This is a genomic window from Metabacillus sp. FJAT-52054, from assembly GCF_037201815.1.
Lineage (GTDB): Bacteria > Bacillota > Bacilli > Bacillales > Bacillaceae > Metabacillus_B > Metabacillus_B sediminis.
The window spans coordinates 1,191,386-1,209,912 of record NZ_CP147407.1 but is presented as its reverse complement, the minus strand read 5'-3'; the positions used below and the strand labels follow the sequence as shown (position 1 = coordinate 1,209,912).

The following is an 18,527-nucleotide window of genomic DNA, read 5'->3' as shown; positions in this document are numbered from 1 at the left end:
AGAAACAGGAGTAAGGAAAAAGCGTTACATTATCAAATTAGTCGACTTCGGATGGTAAAAGTTTCAAAATCAGCCATTTAACCGCTCATTTCTTGTGCTGTCTGCCTCCCTTTGCCTATAATGACGATAAAGAGGTGAAGAATTTGAAGGCGGATCATTGGCTTTATGTTTTTTTTCTTATTTGGTACGGCTGCGGTGTTATTTTGCTTGGATTTGACATTCTGCCTGTTTGGCTAGAATGGGCCAACGTTGTGTTTCTCATAGTAGCCGGAATTCTTGGAGGAGTATATTTTCATCATACATACGGCCCGAAAATGGGGATTGGCTTATCATTGACGGTCATCCTTCTTTCTATTTTCGCTGAGCATCTGGGTGTGGAATACGGAATCCTTTTCGGCGACTACTATTATACAAAGGATTTCGGTCCTCAAATTCTGGGCGTTCCGGTTGCGATCGGCTTTGCATGGCTCATGGTGATTGGCGGTTCACACGCTATTTTAAAAGCCGTTCTCCCCCATGCTCCCATAATCGTTTTCAGTGCGATTGGCGGGCTGCTGGCAGTATTGATTGACTTAATCATCGACCCGGTCGCAGCTGAAGTAAAGGAATACTGGGTTTGGACAGCGGAAAGTTTTTATTACAACATCCCGTTTTCAAATTTTTCCGGATGGTTCATTACGGCGTTTGTTCTCCATTTGATTATTGGGCTGGCGGGAAAAGAGCGCTACACACCCGTTCCGCTTTGGCAAAACCGGATTACGGCTGTTTACTTTTTAGTGCTATTTATGTTCGCACTGCTGGCGGCCCTTCATTCCCTCTGGCTCGCTGTCGGCTTCTCCATGGTTCCTGCTGTGCTCGTACTGGCAAGCTATATTTTCTCAGTAAAGAGGGGTTCACATGATCGAAGCCAGCAAAAGCAAGTGGTTTGATTTTGGATTTTCCCAATATACAAAAAGGCTGTTCAAACATCATTTTAAAGGAATCTATATACATACTGAAGAAAACCTGCCCGTGAATGCACTGTGGTGTGCAAATCACAGCACCTGGTGGGATGGCCTTGTCCTTCATTATATAAACTGGACGGTGCTTAGACAGGATTTCAATATCATGATGCATGAGAAGGGCCTTAGGGATTTTCCCTACTTCCGCCGGCTGGGAGCGTTTTCTGTGAACCGGGAAAACCCGAGAGATATTATTCAATCGGTTAAATATGGAGGATCGCTCCTTAAAGAAGGCAAGAGTGTCGCCATTTTCCCACAGGGAGACGAAAGACATCTTGAACAGCGCCCTTTAGAATTCCTATCAGGAATCATAGCCATGGCTGAGATCAGTCCGGAAACACCGATTCTGCCGATTGCCCTTTACTATTCATTTGGATCCGAAAAGAAACAGGAGCTATATATTGCCATCGGCGAGCCGATTGCCTATTTAGATTTGGGCGGCAGCCGGAAAGAAAAAACAAGAATTCTTGAAGATCTGTTTACCGCTGGGCTTGACGAGCTGAAAAGGAAAGTCATTTCACGTGATACAAACGATTTTCTAAACATTCTTTGAAGGAGAAGGAAAGCGATGAAAAAAGCCGTAGTGATCGGAGCGGGCCTTGGCGGTCTTTCTGCAGCCATTACCCTTGCCAGTGAAGGCTGGGACGTTACCGTTGCCGAAAAAAACAGTCATCCGGGCGGAAAAATGATGCCTGTGAAACTCGGATCCTTCCACTTTGATTTTGGACCAAATACAATAACAATGCCTCAGGTTTTTGAAGAGGTTTTTCATAAGGCCGGCAAAAAAATGCAAGATTACTTGGAAATGGTGAAGCTGCAAAAACATACGGTAAATTATTTTCCGGATGGGAACGTCTTTTTCCTCAGCAGTGACAAAGCGACTATGAAGCAGCAGCTCCGGAATCTGGATCCAAAGGGATACAGGAATTACGACCGGTTCATTTCTGAGATTACAAGATTATACGGACTGTCAGAAAAACACTTTTTCCCCAGAATGTTTAAAAGTGTGCTGGATTACACCTCACCAAGCCTCAGCTATGCATTCATGCGCGTCCGCCCTCTTGAAACGATGGACCATTTTTTCAGAAAATACTTTGGCAATGAACAGGTCATTCAGGCATTTAACAGGTATGCGACCTATATCGGTTCATCGCCCTATCAATCTCCGGCAACGTTTGCGATGATTGCTTATCTGGAGCTCGTGCAGGGAGTATTTTACATTAAAGGCGGAAATACAAAGATTGCAGAAGCTTTTTATGAATTGGCCAAGGAAATGGGTGTCCAATTCATGATGAATACAAAGGTTCAGGAGCTGCAGATTTCGAATAAACGCATTAATACGGTACTGCTTGAAAACGGCCAGGAGCTGACAGCTGATGAGGTTATCTTGAATGCGGATCTGCTTAAGTCCTTTCCTGAGCTGGTGGCCGAATCGGAAAGGCCTCATTTTACCGATAAAAAACGAAATGGATATTCGCCTTCCATTTCAGCGTTTGTCATCCTTGCTGGAATAGAAGGAAAAATAGACAAACTCGCTCATCACAGCGTCTTTTTTTCAAAAAACTACAGGAAAGAATTTGATGAGCTTTTCAAAAATCAGAACTACAGTGAGGATCCAACTATCTATATAAGCAATTCCTCCTTCTCAGATCCATCACAGGCTGATGCTGGAAGCAATCTATTTATCCTTGTAAACGCACCTCCGCTCAACCAGGATGGCAGGCTGCAGATTTCACCTCAGGATTATAAGTCTCTGATTTATGAAAAATTGGAGCAGGCCGGCGTTTCACTTTCCGGCAAAATAATGGAGGAACAGCTTTTCACACCTCTCGATATTCAGGACCGGTTCGGCGCCTACCGCGGTGCTTTATACGGCATTTCCGCCAATAAGAAGTGGGATGCCTTTATGAGGCCGGGAAACTTCCCTGCTGATATTCAAAACCTTTCGTTTGCAGGAGGAAGTACTCATCCGGGAGGCGGTTCACCGATGGTAACGATAAGCGGTATGAACGTGGCTGAAGAGATTGCAAAGAGAGAATCCAAGAGGCGGTAATGTGGAACATGAATTAAAAGATGTCATCAAAAGATGTGATGCTGCTAGTAAACAGGAAGACTTTGATACGTTGATGAATGATTATACGGAGGATGCCATTCTTGTGGTGAAGCCCGGGAAAATTGCACGGGAAAAAAAACGAGATTAAAAAACCCTTTATTGAGATTGCAACAATAGTATCTTGCCACACAGGGGGAGATGATTATTCTGGAAGCGGGAGGCACGGCCTTAGTCCTCTCCCAAACCCTGCTTGACGCCGATAAAGAGGACTCAGAATTTTCCATGGAGCGAAAGGCAACCTATGTCTTTAAGAAAAATTCAAATGCTGAATGGCTTTGTGCCATTGATCATTCATATGGTACAGAATTACTCTTAAATTAGAAATGAGCTTATATACAGAACCCAATAACACTCAAGGTATAAGTGCTATTGGGTTATTTTTTGATTTTTGGCTCTGTTGATTTGTAACACCTGCTGATTGGAGTAGAAGGCGTGAGACCCCGCATTCGCAAAGCGGCGCTTGAAGCTTTGCGCAGCCTGCCAAAGGATAATCTTACGCCTGACAACCAACATCCAAATTTTTAAAAACGCTGCAGAGAGGGAGGGAAAAAGCTTTAAAAGCAGACTTTTGCGAAAGGCTTAAAGCACCATGCAGCGAAAATCAGCTGGTTTCAGGTTCAACCTTAAAAATGAGCAGCAAAAGCAAAGTGACAGATAAAAGCTGAAAAGCAATCCCAACACCATAGAACTCCGCTGCATAGCCAAACCCCAGTCCGATTGCTACGCTCAGGATATTGCACACAAATGCATCTATGGACGAAATGGTCACCCTGAACTCATCCGCTGCGCGGCTCTGAAGCATCCCGGATAGAATAGGGCTTGCCAATTCCAATATTGAAATTGCTGCCATAACAAACAGGACGGCACTCCAATGCTCTACAAATCCAAAAAGGAATACAGCGAGAGCCGCAGCAGCAAAAGCTGGTTTCAATCCAAATCCATGTTTTTCATAGGCATTAGCCAGCAGATTAGCCGCTGCACTTGAGCCGGTAATAGCAAAACTGATGTACCCGAAATAAATAACCGAAATGCCGATCTCCGGATAGACAAGCATGCTCATTTCATAAAGCTCACTGTGCAGTACAGTGCCAGAAATACCACTGACAAACAGAATCACCAGCAGGTGCCTGTTTTTTAACGTATAGGCGATCCCGGCTGTAAGTTGAATCCAAATATCTTTGCGGATTGGTTTTTCATCTGCCCTCTCATTTTTGGGTTCATCCAAAGTGAGCGCATAATAGATACAAAGCGGAAAGCTGATCAGAGACAGCCAGTAGGTTATTTCATACGATGTATAATAAGCTAAGTATCCTCCAGCTATTCCCGAAAACCCAAGAACAGCGTTTCCTGTAAATTGATAGCGGCCGTTCCACTTCACATACTCCTCTACCCTGCCATATTCCTTCAATGACATGTAAAGAATAGACTCCATGACCCCTGACTTTAGAGAACCGCCAATTGCAGCTGCTAAGTAAGCTAAGCTGAACCCGAATAGATCATATGCAAAAATAGAAGCCACAAACTCGAAATAGCAGATAAAAAGACCGGCTGCGAGCACATACTTCTTTTTCCAAATATCTGCTAAAGCTCCGCACGGTATTTCCAGCAATGCACTGATTACCGCGTAAAATACAATTAGGTTTTGCATGTCCAGAACGGATAATCCCCGCGATTCGGCAAAAAGCCGCTCAATTACATAGGCAAAAACCAGTCCCTCGCAAATCGAAATTGCGAGCAGTCTCCCCGTATTTTTCATCGTTCTGCCCTCCTTTTTTCCTTTTTAGCAAGGAGGGTTAGGGAGGACCGCGCGAATAAGGTCAAAATCAGCAGCTGGATTTATTGCGGATCATTTATGCAGCCCCCTTTATTCTTCTTAAATTTTCATATTCTGTCTTTAGATTGATTATTCCTTTGTTTTAATAACCTTTTAGTTCGTCAGGAGCTGTTAGCAGAGCAAAAACATTAAAAATGAATTCCAAGCGGCAAATAGAATCCTAGCAGAAACATACAGATTACCTAAAGCGGTATATATGTCTCTATTTCTTTTCAATCTGCTGCCATCTTTTTCCGGCCGGTAACCTTCTCTTTCCGGCCAGTATCCACACGGTTCCAGCCGTTCCGCCATCTTTTCCAGCCAACCCCCTTTTTCCACTCCCTATATTCTCCGCACAAAAAAACCCGTACCAATCCGGTACAGGTCCTTCTTCACTATTTTAATAAGCATGAACTGCAATGAATTCATTATTTTTCTGGTGAACAAGAATGATTTTGCCGAAAGCTTTAACTTGCCTTGGTTATGTAAATAATACACAGCAAAAAAAAGAAGCACGGCAATCAGCCAGCTTGCTATGTGATAGTGGGTCATGAATGATGCCTCGTAATGTCCGGTTTAATGCCTTTCATTTTAGCACAGAAAAGGAAGCGTCTCCTGTACGCTTCCTTTACATTTGTGACAATATAGAGATTTTCTCATCCTGTGTAACGTAGTTGCGCTCTCCGAACACCCTGTAGTTATTGCTGCGCACCTTGTTCAGGATCGCTTTATAGAAGAAAGCAGCTGCTTTAACCGGTGTTCTGGAATGAAGAGGATACTCATCAATTGTGTCCATTGCCTCCTCATAATAGGCTTCCGCTTCAAACGCAAGATACTCCCATACAGATATGAAGGATTCATTAATGACACCGGACTCCAATTCAGCTTTCGTATAGCCAAACTGGTCCAGCACTTCCTTCGGGAGATAAATCCGGTCACGATCCAGGTCTTCTCCGATATCCCTTAGTATATTGGTCAGCTGCATCGCGATCCCAAGAGCAATCGCACCATTCCGAAGCGTGCTCTTTTTTCTTGGGGCAAGAATCGGCAAAATCATGAGACCGACTGTACTCGCTACATGGTAGGAATATTGAAATACTTCCTCTAATGTTTCATATCGTGTCTTCGTTAAATCCATCCGCTGTCCTTTGATCATGTCCCAGAATGCTTCTTCGTCCATATCAAAACGGCTGAACGTATCTTCGAGAGCGAGCCATATGTAGTGGCTGCGGTCATGGTTGCCATTTAAAAAGCGTTTAAAATCTTCTTCAAAGGCAAGAAGTTCTTTTTCGGGCTCCGCTCCCTCGTCAACAATGTCATCCACTGTCCGGCAAAAGGCATAAACGGCCCAGACCGCTTTTTTCTTTTCTGCCGGGAGAAGAGAAAATGCCTTATGAAAGGATTTGGAATGAATCTTTATAAGTTCTTCACATTGTGCGTATGCTGCTTTCAGCTTTTCCACTTAGGCTCACCCCTTTATGTTTGTTTGCATCCTCCATTAAGACGGAGACCATCATTTTTGCTCCCTGCATGACAAGCGGAATGCCTCCCCCAGGATGAATGGAAGCGCCTGCTGCATACACATTTTCTAATTTGGAAGGCTTGACCTGGGGCCGGAATACGCCAGACTGGAAAAGGGATGGAGCAAGTCCGAAGCTGCCTCCCTCGAACAGTCCTTCTCTTTTCGCGTCATTCGGAGACTTAATTTTCTTCCAGACTATATGGTTTCTTAAACCCGGAAACCCTCTTTCCTCAAGCTTCTGGATAATGGTATCCGTAAATTCGGTTTGCTGCTCCCAGTCAATATGGCCCCCCGATGGAACAGGAATCAAAGCGTAAAGAACACTTTTACCTTCAGGAGCAAGGGTTGGATCGATGACGGAAGGATGGAACGCATAGATCGACGGATCAGACGGTACTTCTTTTGAAACGAAAATCTGGCGCATATGCTCCTGAAAATTCGCTCCCATGAAAAACTGATGGACATTTGCTTCGGTATATACTTTGTCCAATCCCATGTACAGCAGCAAACATCCCGAAGACGGGACATAGTCTTTTTTTGGAGTATGAGGCTCCAGCATATGGGATACAGAAGGAAAATCCCCATTCATGATCAAGTAATCTGCTTCATGGAATTCTCCATTTACGTACAGGCCTTCAGCACGTATACCATTTGACTTGACGGATTGCACAAGCGCATTTTTCTGTATGACTGCACCTGTTCGGATAAGGGCCTCTTCAAGCACCTCAACAAGCCGTGCATATCCGCCTTTCATATAATACACACCATGTTTGTGCTCACTATAGGAAACGAGCGAATAAATCGCTGGTGTATCATATGGATTCCCTCCGATATAAAGGGTTTGAAGAGAGTAGGCTTGTCTTAGCCGTTCATCCGAATAATACGCCTTCAAAGACTGGTGAACATTCCGGTATGCTTTCAATTTCATAAGGGTCCGGACGTTGTTCTGAGTCCAAAAGGAGCGGCGGTCCACAAACGTTTTTTCAAGAAATTGATCCTGGCCAAGGCGGAATCGGGTATCCATGTCCTGCATGAACCGTCTGAAGCCCTCTTCTTCTCCTGGAAAATTCGTCTTTAATTCTGTCATCTGTTTTTCGAAATCTGAAAATTTTGAGTAGGTGATTCCGTCAGCAAAATGAAGTTTGTAAAGAGGATCGAGCGAAACAAGCTCATACTCCTGATCGGAAATGCCCGCTTCCCGAAGGATGCTTTGAAGCATTTCAGGCAAAAGAACGATGGTTGGTCCCTCATCCACCTTGTACTCTCCTTCTTTCACGTAGGCGAGTCTGCCTCCCAGCCTGTCACTCTTTTCAAATATCGTAACATTAAACCCGTTCTTTTTCATCAATAATGCTGATATTAAGCCGCCAATGCCGCCGCCTGCTATTGCTGCCTTCATAGCGCTTTCCCCATTCTTTTCCCGGATTTGTATGTAACCGTTTTTCCTCCATGCTTTTCATGAATCATATTGGCAGTTATTCTTGCAGATTCCAGAATGGTCGGAAGACCGCTTCCCGGATGAGTCCCGCCTCCTACCAGCCAAGCGTGATCGAGCTCTTCAAATTCATTGTGAGGTCTTAAGACCATCATTTGAGTTAAATTATGAGCCAGATTAAAAGTTGCACCCTTATACACGAAAATTTCGTTCTCCCAATCTTTTGGAGTAAGAATCCTTTCCTCTTCAATATGCATCTCCAAATCTTTAAATTCCGTACGCTCATGCAGGGTTTTCAGCATGAGATCCCGAAATGCCCCCTTCTCTTTATCCCAGTCGATGGCGCTCATGTTGCTTGGAACCGGGGCAAGGATATAAAGAGCGGATTTACCTTCAGGAGCAAGGGTTGGGTCTGTAACGCTAGCGTTCTGAACGTAGATGGAAAGGTCCTCCGGCAGCGAATAGCTTTTTGTTATTTCTTCTACATATTTCTTGTAGTCTTCCGAAAAAAGAATCGTATGATGCGGAAGATCGAATTTTTTATCTACTCCAAGATAGATCATAAAAGTAGAACACGAGAACTTTTTCCTATCCAGCTTTTCTCTCGCATATTTTTTCAGAGATCCTTCTTCCACTAAATTTGTAACTGCGTGCCCGAAATCCCCGTTAATCACCACTTCATCTGCCGGAACTTCTTCACCCGATTGGAGCTTTACTCCTTTTACCTTGCGGCCGTCCAGTATGAGCTTGTCAACTCCCTGACCGAGATGGATTGTCCCCCCAAGCTCTTCAAAAGCTTTAGCCATTGCTTTCGGAAGCTGATTCACCCCGCCGATTGGATGATAAACCCCATACGCATGCTCCATATATGAAAGAATCGAGAATGCACCAGGGCATTCCCACGGAGACATACCTAAATACTTGGACTGAAAGGTAAAGGCAAGCTTCACCCTCTCATCGTGAAAGTATTTGGAGAGTACATCATACAGACTTTTGGTCAGCGTCAATTTCGGAATCGCTCTCAGAACTCTCCAGCTCAAGTAATGGCGGAAGCGGTCCATCCGGTTTTGTAAAATAGGTGTGAGCCGTTCCATCTTTTTTTCCGTATCCTTGATAAAGGCCATGTAGCCTTTTCCGTCTCCAGGAGCGAACGCTTCTATTCTACGCTTCATTTCCTCAGGATCCCGTGTCATATGGAGGCTCTTGTCATCAAATATCAGTTCATACATATCATCAATCTCTTTAAGATCAAGATAATCATATAAATACTTTCCGGACTCTTCGAAGATTTCTTCTGCGAGGTGTACCATACTCAAAAAGGTTGGCCCCAAGTCAAAAGTGAACCCATTCATTTCAAAAGAAGAATTGCGTCCTCCAATATATTTCTGCTTCTCGTAAACATGAACGTCGTAGCCTTTTCCCGCCAGCTGAAGAGCGGCAGCCATTCCGCCTGGACCTGCTCCGATTACGATGATTTTCCTAGCCATTATGGGTCGTCCCCCTGAATTGTACATTAGTTATACAAATATTATACGAATTACACAAGGAAAACACAACGAATATCCATCCAGTACCATGATTCCCTTGCACAATTGAGTGCATTCAGGTGAATGTACCTTTAAAGATTATAGATATGGAATAATTTTCATTAGAAAACTGATTTTGAAACAAAAAAACGCCATGCTGAGAAACCGGCAAGGCGTTTCAATCGAATCTATACGTTAATTTTTACTCTGTACCGCTCTGCCCATACATGAATCTGCCCAAGGTGTGCAAGAAGCTGGGGACCGCTCATCAGCTGGCCGAACCACGGTGTGCCAAAGTCACTCCCGTTTGTTTCAATTAGCCTGTCGAGCTTCTCCCTTTGGAATAATTCGTGCAGGATTGAATCCTTATGCTTCAAGCTGTCTTCTAGCAGGTTACGGACTGCTTTTGTATAAGCAGGGTGGTATGTTTTCGGATACGGGCTTTTCTTTCGGTACAGAACCTCTTCCGGCAGCACACCCTCCAGTGCTTTTCTTAATATTCCCTTTTCCCGGTCCCCGTGCATTTTCATTTCCCATGGAATATTCCACACATATTCCACGAGCCTGTGATCAGCGAACGGTACCCTCACCTCAAGGCTTGCTCCCATGCTCATCCGGTCCTTGCGATCAAGCAGAGTGGTCATAAACCATAGCATATTTAAGTAAAATAACTCACGCCTTTTCGCGTCCGTTTCACTCTCTCCTTCAAGTGCAGGTGTTTCAGCAACGGTCTCATCAAATCTTGCTTTCACGTACTCAGCAAGATTGAGCTTGTTTTTCCATTTATCATTGAGCAAATCCGTTCTTGCCGCAGTGGATCTCATCCATGGAAACACGTCGGATTCTCCAGGCCGGTGAAACCATGGATATCCTCCAAAAATTTCATCTGCACATTCTCCAGAGAGTCCCACGGTAAAATCATGCTTAATTTCCCTGCAAAACCAGAGAAGGGATGAATCAATATCCGCCATTCCAGGCAAATCCCTTACCTCCACGGCTTCTGTTAAAAAATGCGCCAGTGTTTCCTGGCTAATCACACTGCGATGGTGCTCCGTATGAAACGTATCGGTCATTTTTTGAATCCATGGACCATCTGAATTTGGCTGAAAATCATTGGCTTTAAAAAATTTCTCATTTTCCTCGTAATCGATAGAAAATGTATGAAGCTGGCCTTTTCCTTGTTTCTTATAGGATTCCGCTGCAATGGCCGTAATCGCACTTGAATCGAGTCCTCCCGACAAAAACGTGCATAGCGGAACATCGGATACAAGCTGGCGGGTAACAGCGTCAGTCAAAAGAAACCTTACCTTTTCAACGGTTTCCTCAAAAGAATCAGTATGCGGCTTACTTTTCACGTTCCAGTAGCGCCAGGTTTTTAATCCATCCCGGCCGTAAACAAGCGCATGGGCAGGTCTTAGTTCTTTAATTCCTTCATAGACCCCATGCCCGGGCGTCCTCGATGGACCAAGTCCCATTATTTCCGAGAGCCCCTCCCTATTTATAGAAGCTTTCACATCAGGGTGGGCAAGGATCGCTTTCAATTCAGATCCAAATTGTAGCGCATCGTCTTCATACCTGTAAAAAAGCGGTTTAACCCCCATCCGGTCCCTGGCAAGGAAAAGACGGTTTTTCGCTGTATCCCAAATACCGAAGGCAAAAATCCCATTTAAATGCTCTAAACAGTCTTCCTCCCATTCCATGTAGGAAGCAAGCAAAACCTCTGTGTCAGAGTGGCCTCTGAATGTATAGCCTTTGCTGAGCAAAACCTTGCGGATATCTTCTGTATTATATAGCTCACCGTTGTAGCAAATGGTGTACTCTTTCCCGTTCCTCTCCTTGCTCATCGGCTGGACACCACTCGCGGGATCCACTACCGTCAGCCGTTTATGGCCAAACCAAATATTTGGCTGCCACCATAAATTCGTGTCATCCGGCCCTCTTTTCGAGAGAGTTTCCGTCATGGACGATACAACGCTTCGTTCCCCTGCAAGACTATTTTTCTGATCAGCCCAACCTGTGATTCCGCACATATCCGTCATCTCCTCCAAACATTTTCACTGTTTTCTTCTGCGATGTACCTATCCTATTCACAGTGTATGAATGATTGAATTGTCCTGATGAAGAACTTGTTGCATAAAGATAGCCGAATAAGGGTAAAAAGGTTAATACATAGGGAACTTTCTGCACTGGGATTTTCACGATCCTTGCTATTGGGTAATGGAACCAATCATCCTATTACGGGCGGTTTATTCTCTTAAAGTCTAGTGATGAACTTTTACTGCCTGTTAGTGCGGGATTGATATTACGCTCTTGGAGGGAACGAAGTGGCTTCTTCATTAAGAAAAAAATTGCTCCATACACAGGAACGGTCCTGTATGACCGGGAACATCTGCTGCTTTGAAGGAGAATGGCTGTTTTTCGAGGAAGACGCAGATGAAGGCAAACTGGTTGATACAATGGATTTAAGTGAAATGCAAGTATTCAACGATGGAAAATGGACACATGCAATCTGGCTTTCAGAGGGAAAAATTAAAATTGAATCTAAGGAACTGTTTTTAACCGACAGCCACATGATTCGAATTCGCCGCAGACTGCCATTTGCTTTTGAACAATTACTCCGTTCACTGGACGATGATTCATTCATTCGGTTTACAGGTGAACTGAATCAGCTCGGCTACTCTATATATGATTGCATTTACTGTTATAATCACCTGCTGTTTACGAATAAGAAATTAAAAACCGCCTGCACCTCCTTTTATCAATTCGATAACGAAGACAGCATATGCGGCGTCCAGCATCATTGCCTGCCCACAGACCAAATTTTGGACAGGTTCGAATTTACAACCAGTCATGGAAAGCGTTCTATCTTAATGCTTAAAAAGTAAAAAGTCTGCCCCTGGATTTTGCAGGAGCAGACTTTTTGTTTTATATTCGGCTTCTACATATGAAGAACGCCAAGAGGCAAACGCCAGCCGAGCAGCAGGACAAGTACAAGCGCAATGATCAATTGAATCCAAAATCCGCGTACATTCTTGCCCTTTTTTAAACGCACAAGGATCATTTCCATCAAAGCAATAAGCCATAGTCCGGAAAGCCCTTTAATAATGTATTCCGCATTCAGCACCGATACACTTAAAAGGACCGTCACCCCGGAAATAATAATCAGAATATAGAACACTCTTAAAATCATATGAACGATTTTAAATGGCTTTGCGCTGCCGGAATTATGTAAGTAGTAAGCCGCAAAAAATAAAACAAGTCCAAGTATCCAAGATGTGATATGCAAATGAATCATTCTAATCTCCCCCTGTTTTGTCAAAATTCTACACTTTTCATTTTACCATGAATCTTCCTGGCAAAGCAGTAATTGATCATCCTTTCTTTATAATAATCCGCCGGTGCTAAAATGGATAAATATTCGCTGCAAGCACCGTAAATCTGCAAAAACTACTGGATCACACTCATAATTATTCAATTGTGCTGAATGGCTTTAGATGCTGGAAAATTGCCTCTATTGTCATCTGGCTACTACTGAGATATTGTATAGATAGATAGGAATTTTCTAATTATTGAAAGCGCTATAACTTCTATTCTTACAAAACGGAGGGAAACTCATGACAACTAAAACTTCACATGTAATTGAACAAACCGAAAAATTTGGAGCCAACAACTACCATCCGCTTCCAATCGTCATATCAAAAGCAGAAGGTGTTTGGGTAGAGGATCCTGAAGGCAATAAATATATGGACATGCTAAGTGCTTATTCTGCTGTTAACCAGGGGCACCGCCATCCGAAAATCATTCAGGCGCTTAAGGATCAGGCTGACCGCATTACTCTTACATCCCGCGCCTTCCATAATGATCAGCTGGGACCCTGGTATGAGAAAGTAGCTCAGCTTACTGGAAAAGATATGGTTCTGCCAATGAATACAGGAGCGGAAGCGGTCGAAACAGCTGTTAAAACAGCACGCCGCTGGGCATATGATGTAAAAGGCGTCGTTACAGATCAAGCTGAGATCATCGTTTGCGAAGATAATTTCCACGGCCGGACAATGGCTGCAGTTTCCATGTCCTCAAGCGAGGAATACAAGCGCGGGTTCGGACCGATGCTTCCGGGAATCAAGGTTATTCCTTACGGCGATTTGGATGCTCTTGAAGCAGCCATCACTCCGAATACGGCGGCCTTTATTATTGAGCCGATTCAAGGCGAAGCTGGAATCAATATTCCGGAAGAGGGCTTCCTTACGAAAGCGCTGCAGATCTGCAAAGAAAGCAACGTTTTGTTTGTGGCAGATGAAATTCAGTGCGGCCTGGGCCGTTCAGGAAAAATGTTCACGTGTAATTGGGAACAAATCGAGCCGGATATGTATATTCTCGGAAAAGCATTAGGCGGAGGGGTTTTCCCGATTTCATGTGTTGCCGCGAATAAGGACATTCTTGGTGTATTCAATCCAGGTTCCCACGGCTCTACGTTTGGAGGCAATCCGCTTGCATGCGCAGTCTCCATCGCAGCTCTTGACGTATTGATCGACGAAAAGCTTGCTGACCGGTCTCTTGAACTAGGAAACTATTTCCAGGATAAATTACGAGAGATTAAAAACCCGCTTATTAAAGAAGTACGCGGCATGGGACTTTTCATCGGCGTTGAACTACATGAAGAAGCGCGTCCTTATTGCGAAAAACTGAAGGAGGAAGGACTCCTTTGCAAAGAAACTCATGACACTGTCATCCGCTTTGCCCCTCCTCTTACCATTTCTAAAGAGGATTTGGACTGGGCAATCGAGAAGGTATTCAACGTTCTTTCCTAACAGGCGAAGCTCTCCTTAACCGGAGGGCTTTATCTATTAAATGGCTATGTTAAAGTATGGTGTTGATTTTTAACACCTGCTGATTGGAGTGAAAAGCGAACGCCTGCTAACTGCAATCAACAGCAAAGTTTAACAGAGCTTATTAAAAACTCCCTCTATGGCTAATGCCTAGAGGGAGTTTTTCAATTAATTCACACCATTCTGCAGCGTCCCGATGCCGCTGATGGAAATTTCAATCATGTCGCCTGACTTTAAAAATTTTGGAGGATTGAATCCTTTTCCAACTCCACTCGGAGTTCCGGTTGCAATGATATCTCCAGGTTCAAGTGTCGTTCCCTGGGATATGGTTGAGATAATTGATGCGATTGAAAAAATCATATCTCCTGTATGTCCGGTTTGGCGGACTTCTCCGTTAACGCGTGTTTCAATCCGCAGATCATGAGGATCAGGTATAGCTGACTTATGTACAGCGAACGGTCCAAAAGGGCAGGATGTATCCAGACTTTTCCCAAGCAGGAATTGCTTATGGTTGGCCTGCAAATCCCTTGCCGTAATATCATTTACAATGGAGTAGCCAAATACATAATCGAGTGCGTCTTCAACCGGAATCTGTTTCCCTTTTTTTCCGATAATGACAGCGAGTTCCCCTTCATAATCAAGTTCCCGGGTGAGATGGATGTGCGGATCAATTAAATCTCCGTGTCCGATTACAGAAGTTGGCGCTTTAGAGAAGAGCATCACAAATTTCGGTATATCGGCTTCACTTCCCATCTCTACCGCATGGTCTCTATAATTTTTCCCAACGCAGAAGACATTTTTCCGCGGCCGCGGTATTGGAGGAAGCAGGTCTACATCAGACAGAGAATAAACAAGCTCCTGATGATCGTCAGACTTATGAAGTCTTTGCTCCAAATGCTGAACCTGACTGATGAATTTGTCCCCTTCTTTCATACAATCTTCCAGGTTTGCCGGAATGGTTTCCATTTCAAAAAATTTCTTTTCCGCCCTTTGAAGATCAAAGATTTGGTTTTCTTCCTGGATGAGCCCGATAAACGTTCTGCCATTCAGTCTGGCTGCTGCAAATTTCATTATAAAAACCCCCATTGCCATTCTTACTTCTCAAAATCCACTATCCCGCGAACACAAATTTTGGTCAGCTGTTAGTTGTTTCAGCAGACATACTATTCATTCTTTATGACCATTTCGACATTCCATGCCCCGAATCCTTCCTGCTTTCTAATAGTCGTCTTTTATCAAGAAGGGGAGAACATTATTTCAGCCAAGCTTCAACGGAATGGTGCGAATCCATTCTGGCTGATCCGCACATTCTTTTTTCCAAAAACCCTCTCAAACCTCGTCCGCTCCATTTCAATCCGCTCTGGATCGAACCAATCCTCTTCTTTCAGCTGAATAAGAATATCATGGGCACCAAGAGAGGCTGAACGTCTACCGCCTGCGCCATCACCCTGAAAAAAATCGTCAAGTGTCACAATGTCTGTCACTTGCTTTAGCTTTTCAGGAAAATGATCAGTGAAGGGAAGCATCGGAGCAACAGCAGCCTGAGTTGGTATTCCTGCGCTGGATAACTGTTTCAATGCCTTTAGTCTCGCTGCCAGCGGCGGAGAGGAGGGGGCAAACGCTTTACGTACCTCATCACGGTCGGTTTCGATAGTCATGCTTACCAGTATGCGGGTTTTAAGCTCCTGAAACATGTCAATGTCCCTTGTTATAAGCGGACTTCTTGTCTGAACAAATAAAAAATCCGGTTTCTCTTCAGCCATTGCAGAAAGCAGCACTCTCGTTACTTCCTCTTTTGCTTCCTCCCCCTGATACGGGTCTGTACTGGATGACATAAAAATCCGGACCGGCCCCCTGCTTTTTGCTCTTTTCAGTTCCCTGACAAAACTCTCCCTGCCTGCCTTTTTAACATCCACCCACGTGCCCCATTCTTCTTTTCTGAATAAGGAAACCGGCAGTCTTCTTACATAGCAATAAGAACAGCCAAACGCACACCCCGTATAAGGGTTTAACGAGTAATCATAGTCTTTTAAAAATCCCCCGGTCTTCGTTAAAAACGACTTAGGAGTCTTTGACGAAAGCTTCACTTTCAAGTCCCCCTTGTAAATTATTGTAACATTTTATGTTTTTTTATCGAAACTGACCCCTTATTCATTTTCCATTGTATAATAGGCTTATCCATTTTTTAGGACAAGCTGTTTGGTCATGCAAAAATGTTTCTGCAACCGATTTCCCGGCTTTTAAAAGGACGGCTTGCCAGCAGCTACATAATAAACGGAAAAGTACCTTTGAAAGTTGGAGACGAAATGGCCTTTAATGAAATTGAATCCAAAAGAAAAACGTTAATTGACCTTGCTCAAAAGTATGGGCTAAATTCCGATGTGACGCTCAAATGCAGTCAAGAGCTCGATCATCTTCTTTTGCAGGAAATCAAACAGCGGCACTCGAACCTTCAGCACGGCGGACACCGTAAATCTCAAGCCCGCTGAAATATTTTCTCCGGAGGATGGCAGCGTATTTTCTGTTTATGATCTCCGATACACAAACCATCTCCACCATCTTTCTGCCGGTCCCTGCTCAAATCGCTTAAACCAATAATAGCTGGCAGCCAATAAAATGATATAAACGCCGGTACCTGTTAAAATTGCCTGGAAAGAAGTCATAGTTCCATATAATCCAAACCCGTATGAGTAAAAAAGCAAGGTGAGGATCAGCGACTGCAGGAGGTAGTTTGACATGGAAGCCCTTCCTGCGTAAGCAAAAGGTTTGTAAACCTTTTTGAATCCCAGCTTTTGAACGGCAGCCAAAATAGCTGTTATGTAAAACATTGTGAGCAAAGGCCCGCCAATCGATTGATGAAGATAACTCCATAGCCCTGACTGCGGATCAAGAACAGGCATCGTTTTTATAAGTATTCCGGATGGACCTGTTATGAGTGCAATGACTAACCACTTCTTTATGGTTTCCTCAGATGGGCTCCGTTCAAACCATCCTCGTTTCATAGCATAGGCACCAAGCAGAAACATCGGCAATATAGAAAGAACAATGAATGGGGCCATAATCGGATTATTTACGTAGAACCAGTCCTCTGCTCTCTGACCCATGATCTCTGAAAAACTTCCACTCTGGTAGACTGCTGTTATTCTCTCAGTGTTATCATCTGCATTAGGGACAGCCCCATCACCGGCAAGCAAAAGACTAAAAAGGATGTTCGGAATGAAGATAAGCGACAAGCTCCAAACAGCGAGCGCTTTAGCTGACTTTTCAATAAACAGCATAAACAAAAAGCCGATCAAAGCATAGCTGATAAGAATATCCCCGTGCCAAATAAAGAATGCATGCAGGACCCCTATTATCAGCAGCCCCGTCATCCTTCTGGCAAAGAACCTTTCAGGTAAAAGCCCCTTATCTCCGATTCGTTTATAAAACATCACTCCACCTGCTCCAAAAAGAAATGAAAAAAGCGGGTAGAAGCTTGCCTGCGCGAATACAAAAACGAAAATTTCAACCAGCCTGTCCAGACCTCCGCCGCTCTGAACCAATGAGGTGCGATAAAGCTGCGGTCCTGAAAAATCAAAAATGTTAACCATTAATATACCTAATAGAGAAAATCCTCTCAGAACATCCAGCGATTGAATCCGCTCGCCTTTTGAAATGGAGGCTGCTTTCATGTTCGTCAATTTAGGTCCCTCCTCCGCGTTTATCACAAGATTCCGCTCCTGTCATATGATGAATTAAATCCGTACTCCATGAAATTCTACATGTACGCCCGCAACCCTTCAAGAAAATGTAAAGGATGTTAGCCATGCCAGCAATTGTCGGTGTATTTAAAGTCAACAGTGTCGGAACAAGCAGTGTTCTTCATATCGGAGACGTATTTACAATTGCTCCTGTCAGCAGTGTTAAAACCTTTTCCGGAGCTGGTTCCTTTAATACAGGCGATGGGATGACCATCTTCAATCAGAACAGTGTGACGAACACGTTTGACCAGGATATCGTAGATCAGCCGATTGCCGGAAATGCATAGGAGGGACTTCATGAATTTTTATATCAATCAAACCATTTGTATCAACTATCTCCGCGTGGGCGCCGTCAATAACTCCTCCGTCCTTCAAATCGGCAGTGCCGGATATATAAAATCGCTTTCCAATTTATACAATACAGGCGGATTTTTTGAAGCTGCACCTCCCGCAACACGGCGTGCTGAATTATCTCAGGCTCTTTCTCGCCCGGTTGTCCCGCTCGCACCTCCGCCATCCAGGTAAAATAGGCATTCACCCAATTTGTCATT

Annotated in this window: 17 protein-coding genes and 1 pseudogene; 9 read left to right on the top strand and 9 right to left on the bottom strand. The window is 44.0% G+C overall.

The window, feature by feature from the left end:
* Positions 1-143: 143 nt before the first annotated feature.
* The 4 genes and pseudogenes from WCV65_RS06420 (at position 144) to WCV65_RS06405 (ending at position 3,435) form a co-directional block, all read left to right on the top strand.
* The gene (locus WCV65_RS06420) at positions 144-929 is read left to right on the top strand and encodes a carotenoid biosynthesis protein (RefSeq protein WP_338780984.1); all 786 of its coding nucleotides are present in this window, start codon (positions 144-146) and stop codon (positions 927-929) included.
* A complete protein-coding gene (locus WCV65_RS06415; protein WP_338780982.1) occupies positions 898-1,554 on the top strand; it encodes a lysophospholipid acyltransferase family protein in 657 nt (218 codons plus the stop codon). Before WCV65_RS06420 ends, WCV65_RS06415 begins: the two co-directional genes overlap by 32 nt.
* A gap of 15 nt (positions 1,555-1,569) precedes the next feature.
* Positions 1,570-3,054, top strand: a complete 1,485-nt coding sequence (gene crtI / locus WCV65_RS06410; RefSeq protein ID WP_338780981.1) for a phytoene desaturase family protein — start codon at positions 1,570-1,572, stop codon at positions 3,052-3,054.
* A gap of 1 nt (position 3,055) precedes the next feature.
* Positions 3,056-3,435, top strand: a pseudogene (locus tag WCV65_RS06405) (DUF4440 domain-containing protein).
* Positions 3,436-3,715: 280 nt separating this feature from the next.
* Here WCV65_RS06405 and WCV65_RS06400 read toward each other — a convergent pair.
* From WCV65_RS06400 to asnB, 5 genes are all read right to left on the bottom strand, one after another.
* Entirely contained in the window at positions 3,716-4,870 is a 1,155-nt protein-coding gene (locus WCV65_RS06400; protein ID WP_338780979.1) for an MFS transporter, read from the bottom strand.
* Between the two features lie 685 nt (positions 4,871-5,555).
* Positions 5,556-6,389, bottom strand: coding sequence for a phytoene/squalene synthase family protein (locus WCV65_RS06395; protein WP_338780977.1), 834 nt, complete (start codon positions 6,387-6,389; stop codon positions 5,556-5,558).
* On the bottom strand, positions 6,355-7,848 hold the full coding sequence (gene crtI / locus WCV65_RS06390; protein ID WP_338780975.1) for a phytoene desaturase family protein: 1,494 nt from the start codon (positions 7,846-7,848) through the stop codon (positions 6,355-6,357). Before crtI (WCV65_RS06390) ends, WCV65_RS06395 begins: the two co-directional genes overlap by 35 nt.
* Positions 7,845-9,371: a phytoene desaturase family protein gene (crtI, locus tag WCV65_RS06385; protein ID WP_338780973.1), complete on the bottom strand. Its 1,527-nt coding sequence runs from the start codon at positions 9,369-9,371 to the stop codon at positions 7,845-7,847. Before crtI (WCV65_RS06385) ends, crtI (WCV65_RS06390) begins: the two co-directional genes overlap by 4 nt.
* Before the next feature lie 227 nt (positions 9,372-9,598).
* A complete protein-coding gene (gene asnB, locus WCV65_RS06380; protein WP_338780971.1) occupies positions 9,599-11,440 on the bottom strand; it encodes an asparagine synthase (glutamine-hydrolyzing) in 1,842 nt (613 codons plus the stop codon).
* A gap of 294 nt (positions 11,441-11,734) precedes the next feature.
* Between asnB and WCV65_RS06375 the strand changes: the two genes are divergently transcribed.
* On the top strand, positions 11,735-12,295 hold the full coding sequence (locus WCV65_RS06375; protein WP_338780969.1) for a DUF2777 family protein: 561 nt from the start codon (positions 11,735-11,737) through the stop codon (positions 12,293-12,295).
* A gap of 53 nt (positions 12,296-12,348) precedes the next feature.
* Here WCV65_RS06375 and WCV65_RS06370 read toward each other — a convergent pair whose 3' ends face one another.
* Positions 12,349-12,705, bottom strand: a complete 357-nt coding sequence (locus WCV65_RS06370) for a YisL family protein (RefSeq protein WP_338780967.1) — start codon at positions 12,703-12,705, stop codon at positions 12,349-12,351.
* A gap of 319 nt (positions 12,706-13,024) precedes the next feature.
* Here WCV65_RS06370 and WCV65_RS06365 point away from each other — a divergent pair, with 319 nt between their 5' ends.
* Positions 13,025-14,218 (top strand): ornithine--oxo-acid transaminase, encoded by a 1,194-nt coding sequence (locus tag WCV65_RS06365; RefSeq protein ID WP_035413762.1) that lies wholly within the window; start codon positions 13,025-13,027, stop codon positions 14,216-14,218.
* Positions 14,219-14,404: 186 nt separating this feature from the next.
* On the opposite strand, the gene WCV65_RS06360 is transcribed toward WCV65_RS06365, so the two are convergent.
* Entirely contained in the window at positions 14,405-15,307 is a 903-nt protein-coding gene (locus tag WCV65_RS06360) for a fumarylacetoacetate hydrolase family protein (protein ID WP_338780964.1), read from the bottom strand.
* A gap of 197 nt (positions 15,308-15,504) precedes the next feature.
* Positions 15,505-16,329, bottom strand: a complete 825-nt coding sequence (locus WCV65_RS06355; protein WP_338780962.1) for a radical SAM protein — start codon at positions 16,327-16,329, stop codon at positions 15,505-15,507.
* A 120-nt stretch (positions 16,330-16,449) separates the two neighbouring features.
* Between WCV65_RS06355 and WCV65_RS06350 the strand changes: the two genes are divergently transcribed.
* Positions 16,450-16,725, top strand: coding sequence for an aspartyl-phosphate phosphatase Spo0E family protein (locus WCV65_RS06350; RefSeq protein ID WP_035413757.1), 276 nt, complete (start codon positions 16,450-16,452; stop codon positions 16,723-16,725).
* Positions 16,726-16,761: 36 nt separating this feature from the next.
* Here the strand turns inward: WCV65_RS06350 and WCV65_RS06345 are convergent, their stop codons facing one another.
* Positions 16,762-17,907 carry a DUF418 domain-containing protein gene (locus WCV65_RS06345; protein ID WP_338782184.1) on the bottom strand — a complete coding sequence of 382 codons (1,146 nt, stop codon included), beginning with the start codon at positions 17,905-17,907 and terminating at the stop codon, positions 16,762-16,764.
* Between the two features lie 134 nt (positions 17,908-18,041).
* On the opposite strand from WCV65_RS06345, the gene WCV65_RS06340 reads away from it, so the two are divergent.
* Together WCV65_RS06340 and WCV65_RS06335 are read left to right on the top strand one after the other, a co-directional pair.
* Positions 18,042-18,263 (top strand): spore germination protein, encoded by a 222-nt coding sequence (locus WCV65_RS06340; protein ID WP_211557006.1) that lies wholly within the window; start codon positions 18,042-18,044, stop codon positions 18,261-18,263.
* A gap of 10 nt (positions 18,264-18,273) precedes the next feature.
* Entirely contained in the window at positions 18,274-18,501 is a 228-nt protein-coding gene (locus tag WCV65_RS06335) for a spore germination protein GerPB (RefSeq protein ID WP_035413753.1), read from the top strand.
* Positions 18,502-18,527 lie beyond the last annotated feature (26 nt).

Excerpts from the sequence above, each read along its gene's own strand:
- WCV65_RS06415 (WP_338780982.1), top strand. The coding sequence starts at position 898 with ATGATCGAAGCCAGCAAAAGCAAGTGGTTTGATTTTGGATTTTCCCAA.
- crtI (WP_338780981.1), top strand. The coding sequence starts at position 1,570 with ATGAAAAAAGCCGTAGTGATCGGAGCGGGCCTTGGCGGTCTTTCTGCA.
- WCV65_RS06400 (WP_338780979.1), bottom strand. The coding sequence starts at position 4,870 with ATGAAAAATACGGGGAGACTGCTCGCAATTTCGATTTGCGAGGGACTG.
- crtI (WP_338780975.1), bottom strand. The coding sequence starts at position 7,848 with ATGAAGGCAGCAATAGCAGGCGGCGGCATTGGCGGCTTAATATCAGCA.
- crtI (WP_338780973.1), bottom strand. The coding sequence starts at position 9,371 with ATGGCTAGGAAAATCATCGTAATCGGAGCAGGTCCAGGCGGAATGGCT.
- asnB (WP_338780971.1), bottom strand. The coding sequence starts at position 11,440 with ATGTGCGGAATCACAGGTTGGGCTGATCAGAAAAATAGTCTTGCAGGG.
- WCV65_RS06370 (WP_338780967.1), bottom strand. The coding sequence starts at position 12,705 with ATGATTCATTTGCATATCACATCTTGGATACTTGGACTTGTTTTATTT.
- WCV65_RS06365 (WP_035413762.1), top strand. The coding sequence starts at position 13,025 with ATGACAACTAAAACTTCACATGTAATTGAACAAACCGAAAAATTTGGA.
- WCV65_RS06360 (WP_338780964.1), bottom strand. The coding sequence starts at position 15,307 with ATGAAATTTGCAGCAGCCAGACTGAATGGCAGAACGTTTATCGGGCTC.
- WCV65_RS06350 (WP_035413757.1), top strand. The coding sequence starts at position 16,450 with ATGTTTCTGCAACCGATTTCCCGGCTTTTAAAAGGACGGCTTGCCAGC.
- WCV65_RS06345 (WP_338782184.1), bottom strand. The coding sequence starts at position 17,907 with ATGAAAGCAGCCTCCATTTCAAAAGGCGAGCGGATTCAATCGCTGGAT.
- WCV65_RS06340 (WP_211557006.1), top strand. The coding sequence starts at position 18,042 with ATGCCAGCAATTGTCGGTGTATTTAAAGTCAACAGTGTCGGAACAAGC.
- WCV65_RS06335 (WP_035413753.1), top strand. The coding sequence starts at position 18,274 with ATGAATTTTTATATCAATCAAACCATTTGTATCAACTATCTCCGCGTG.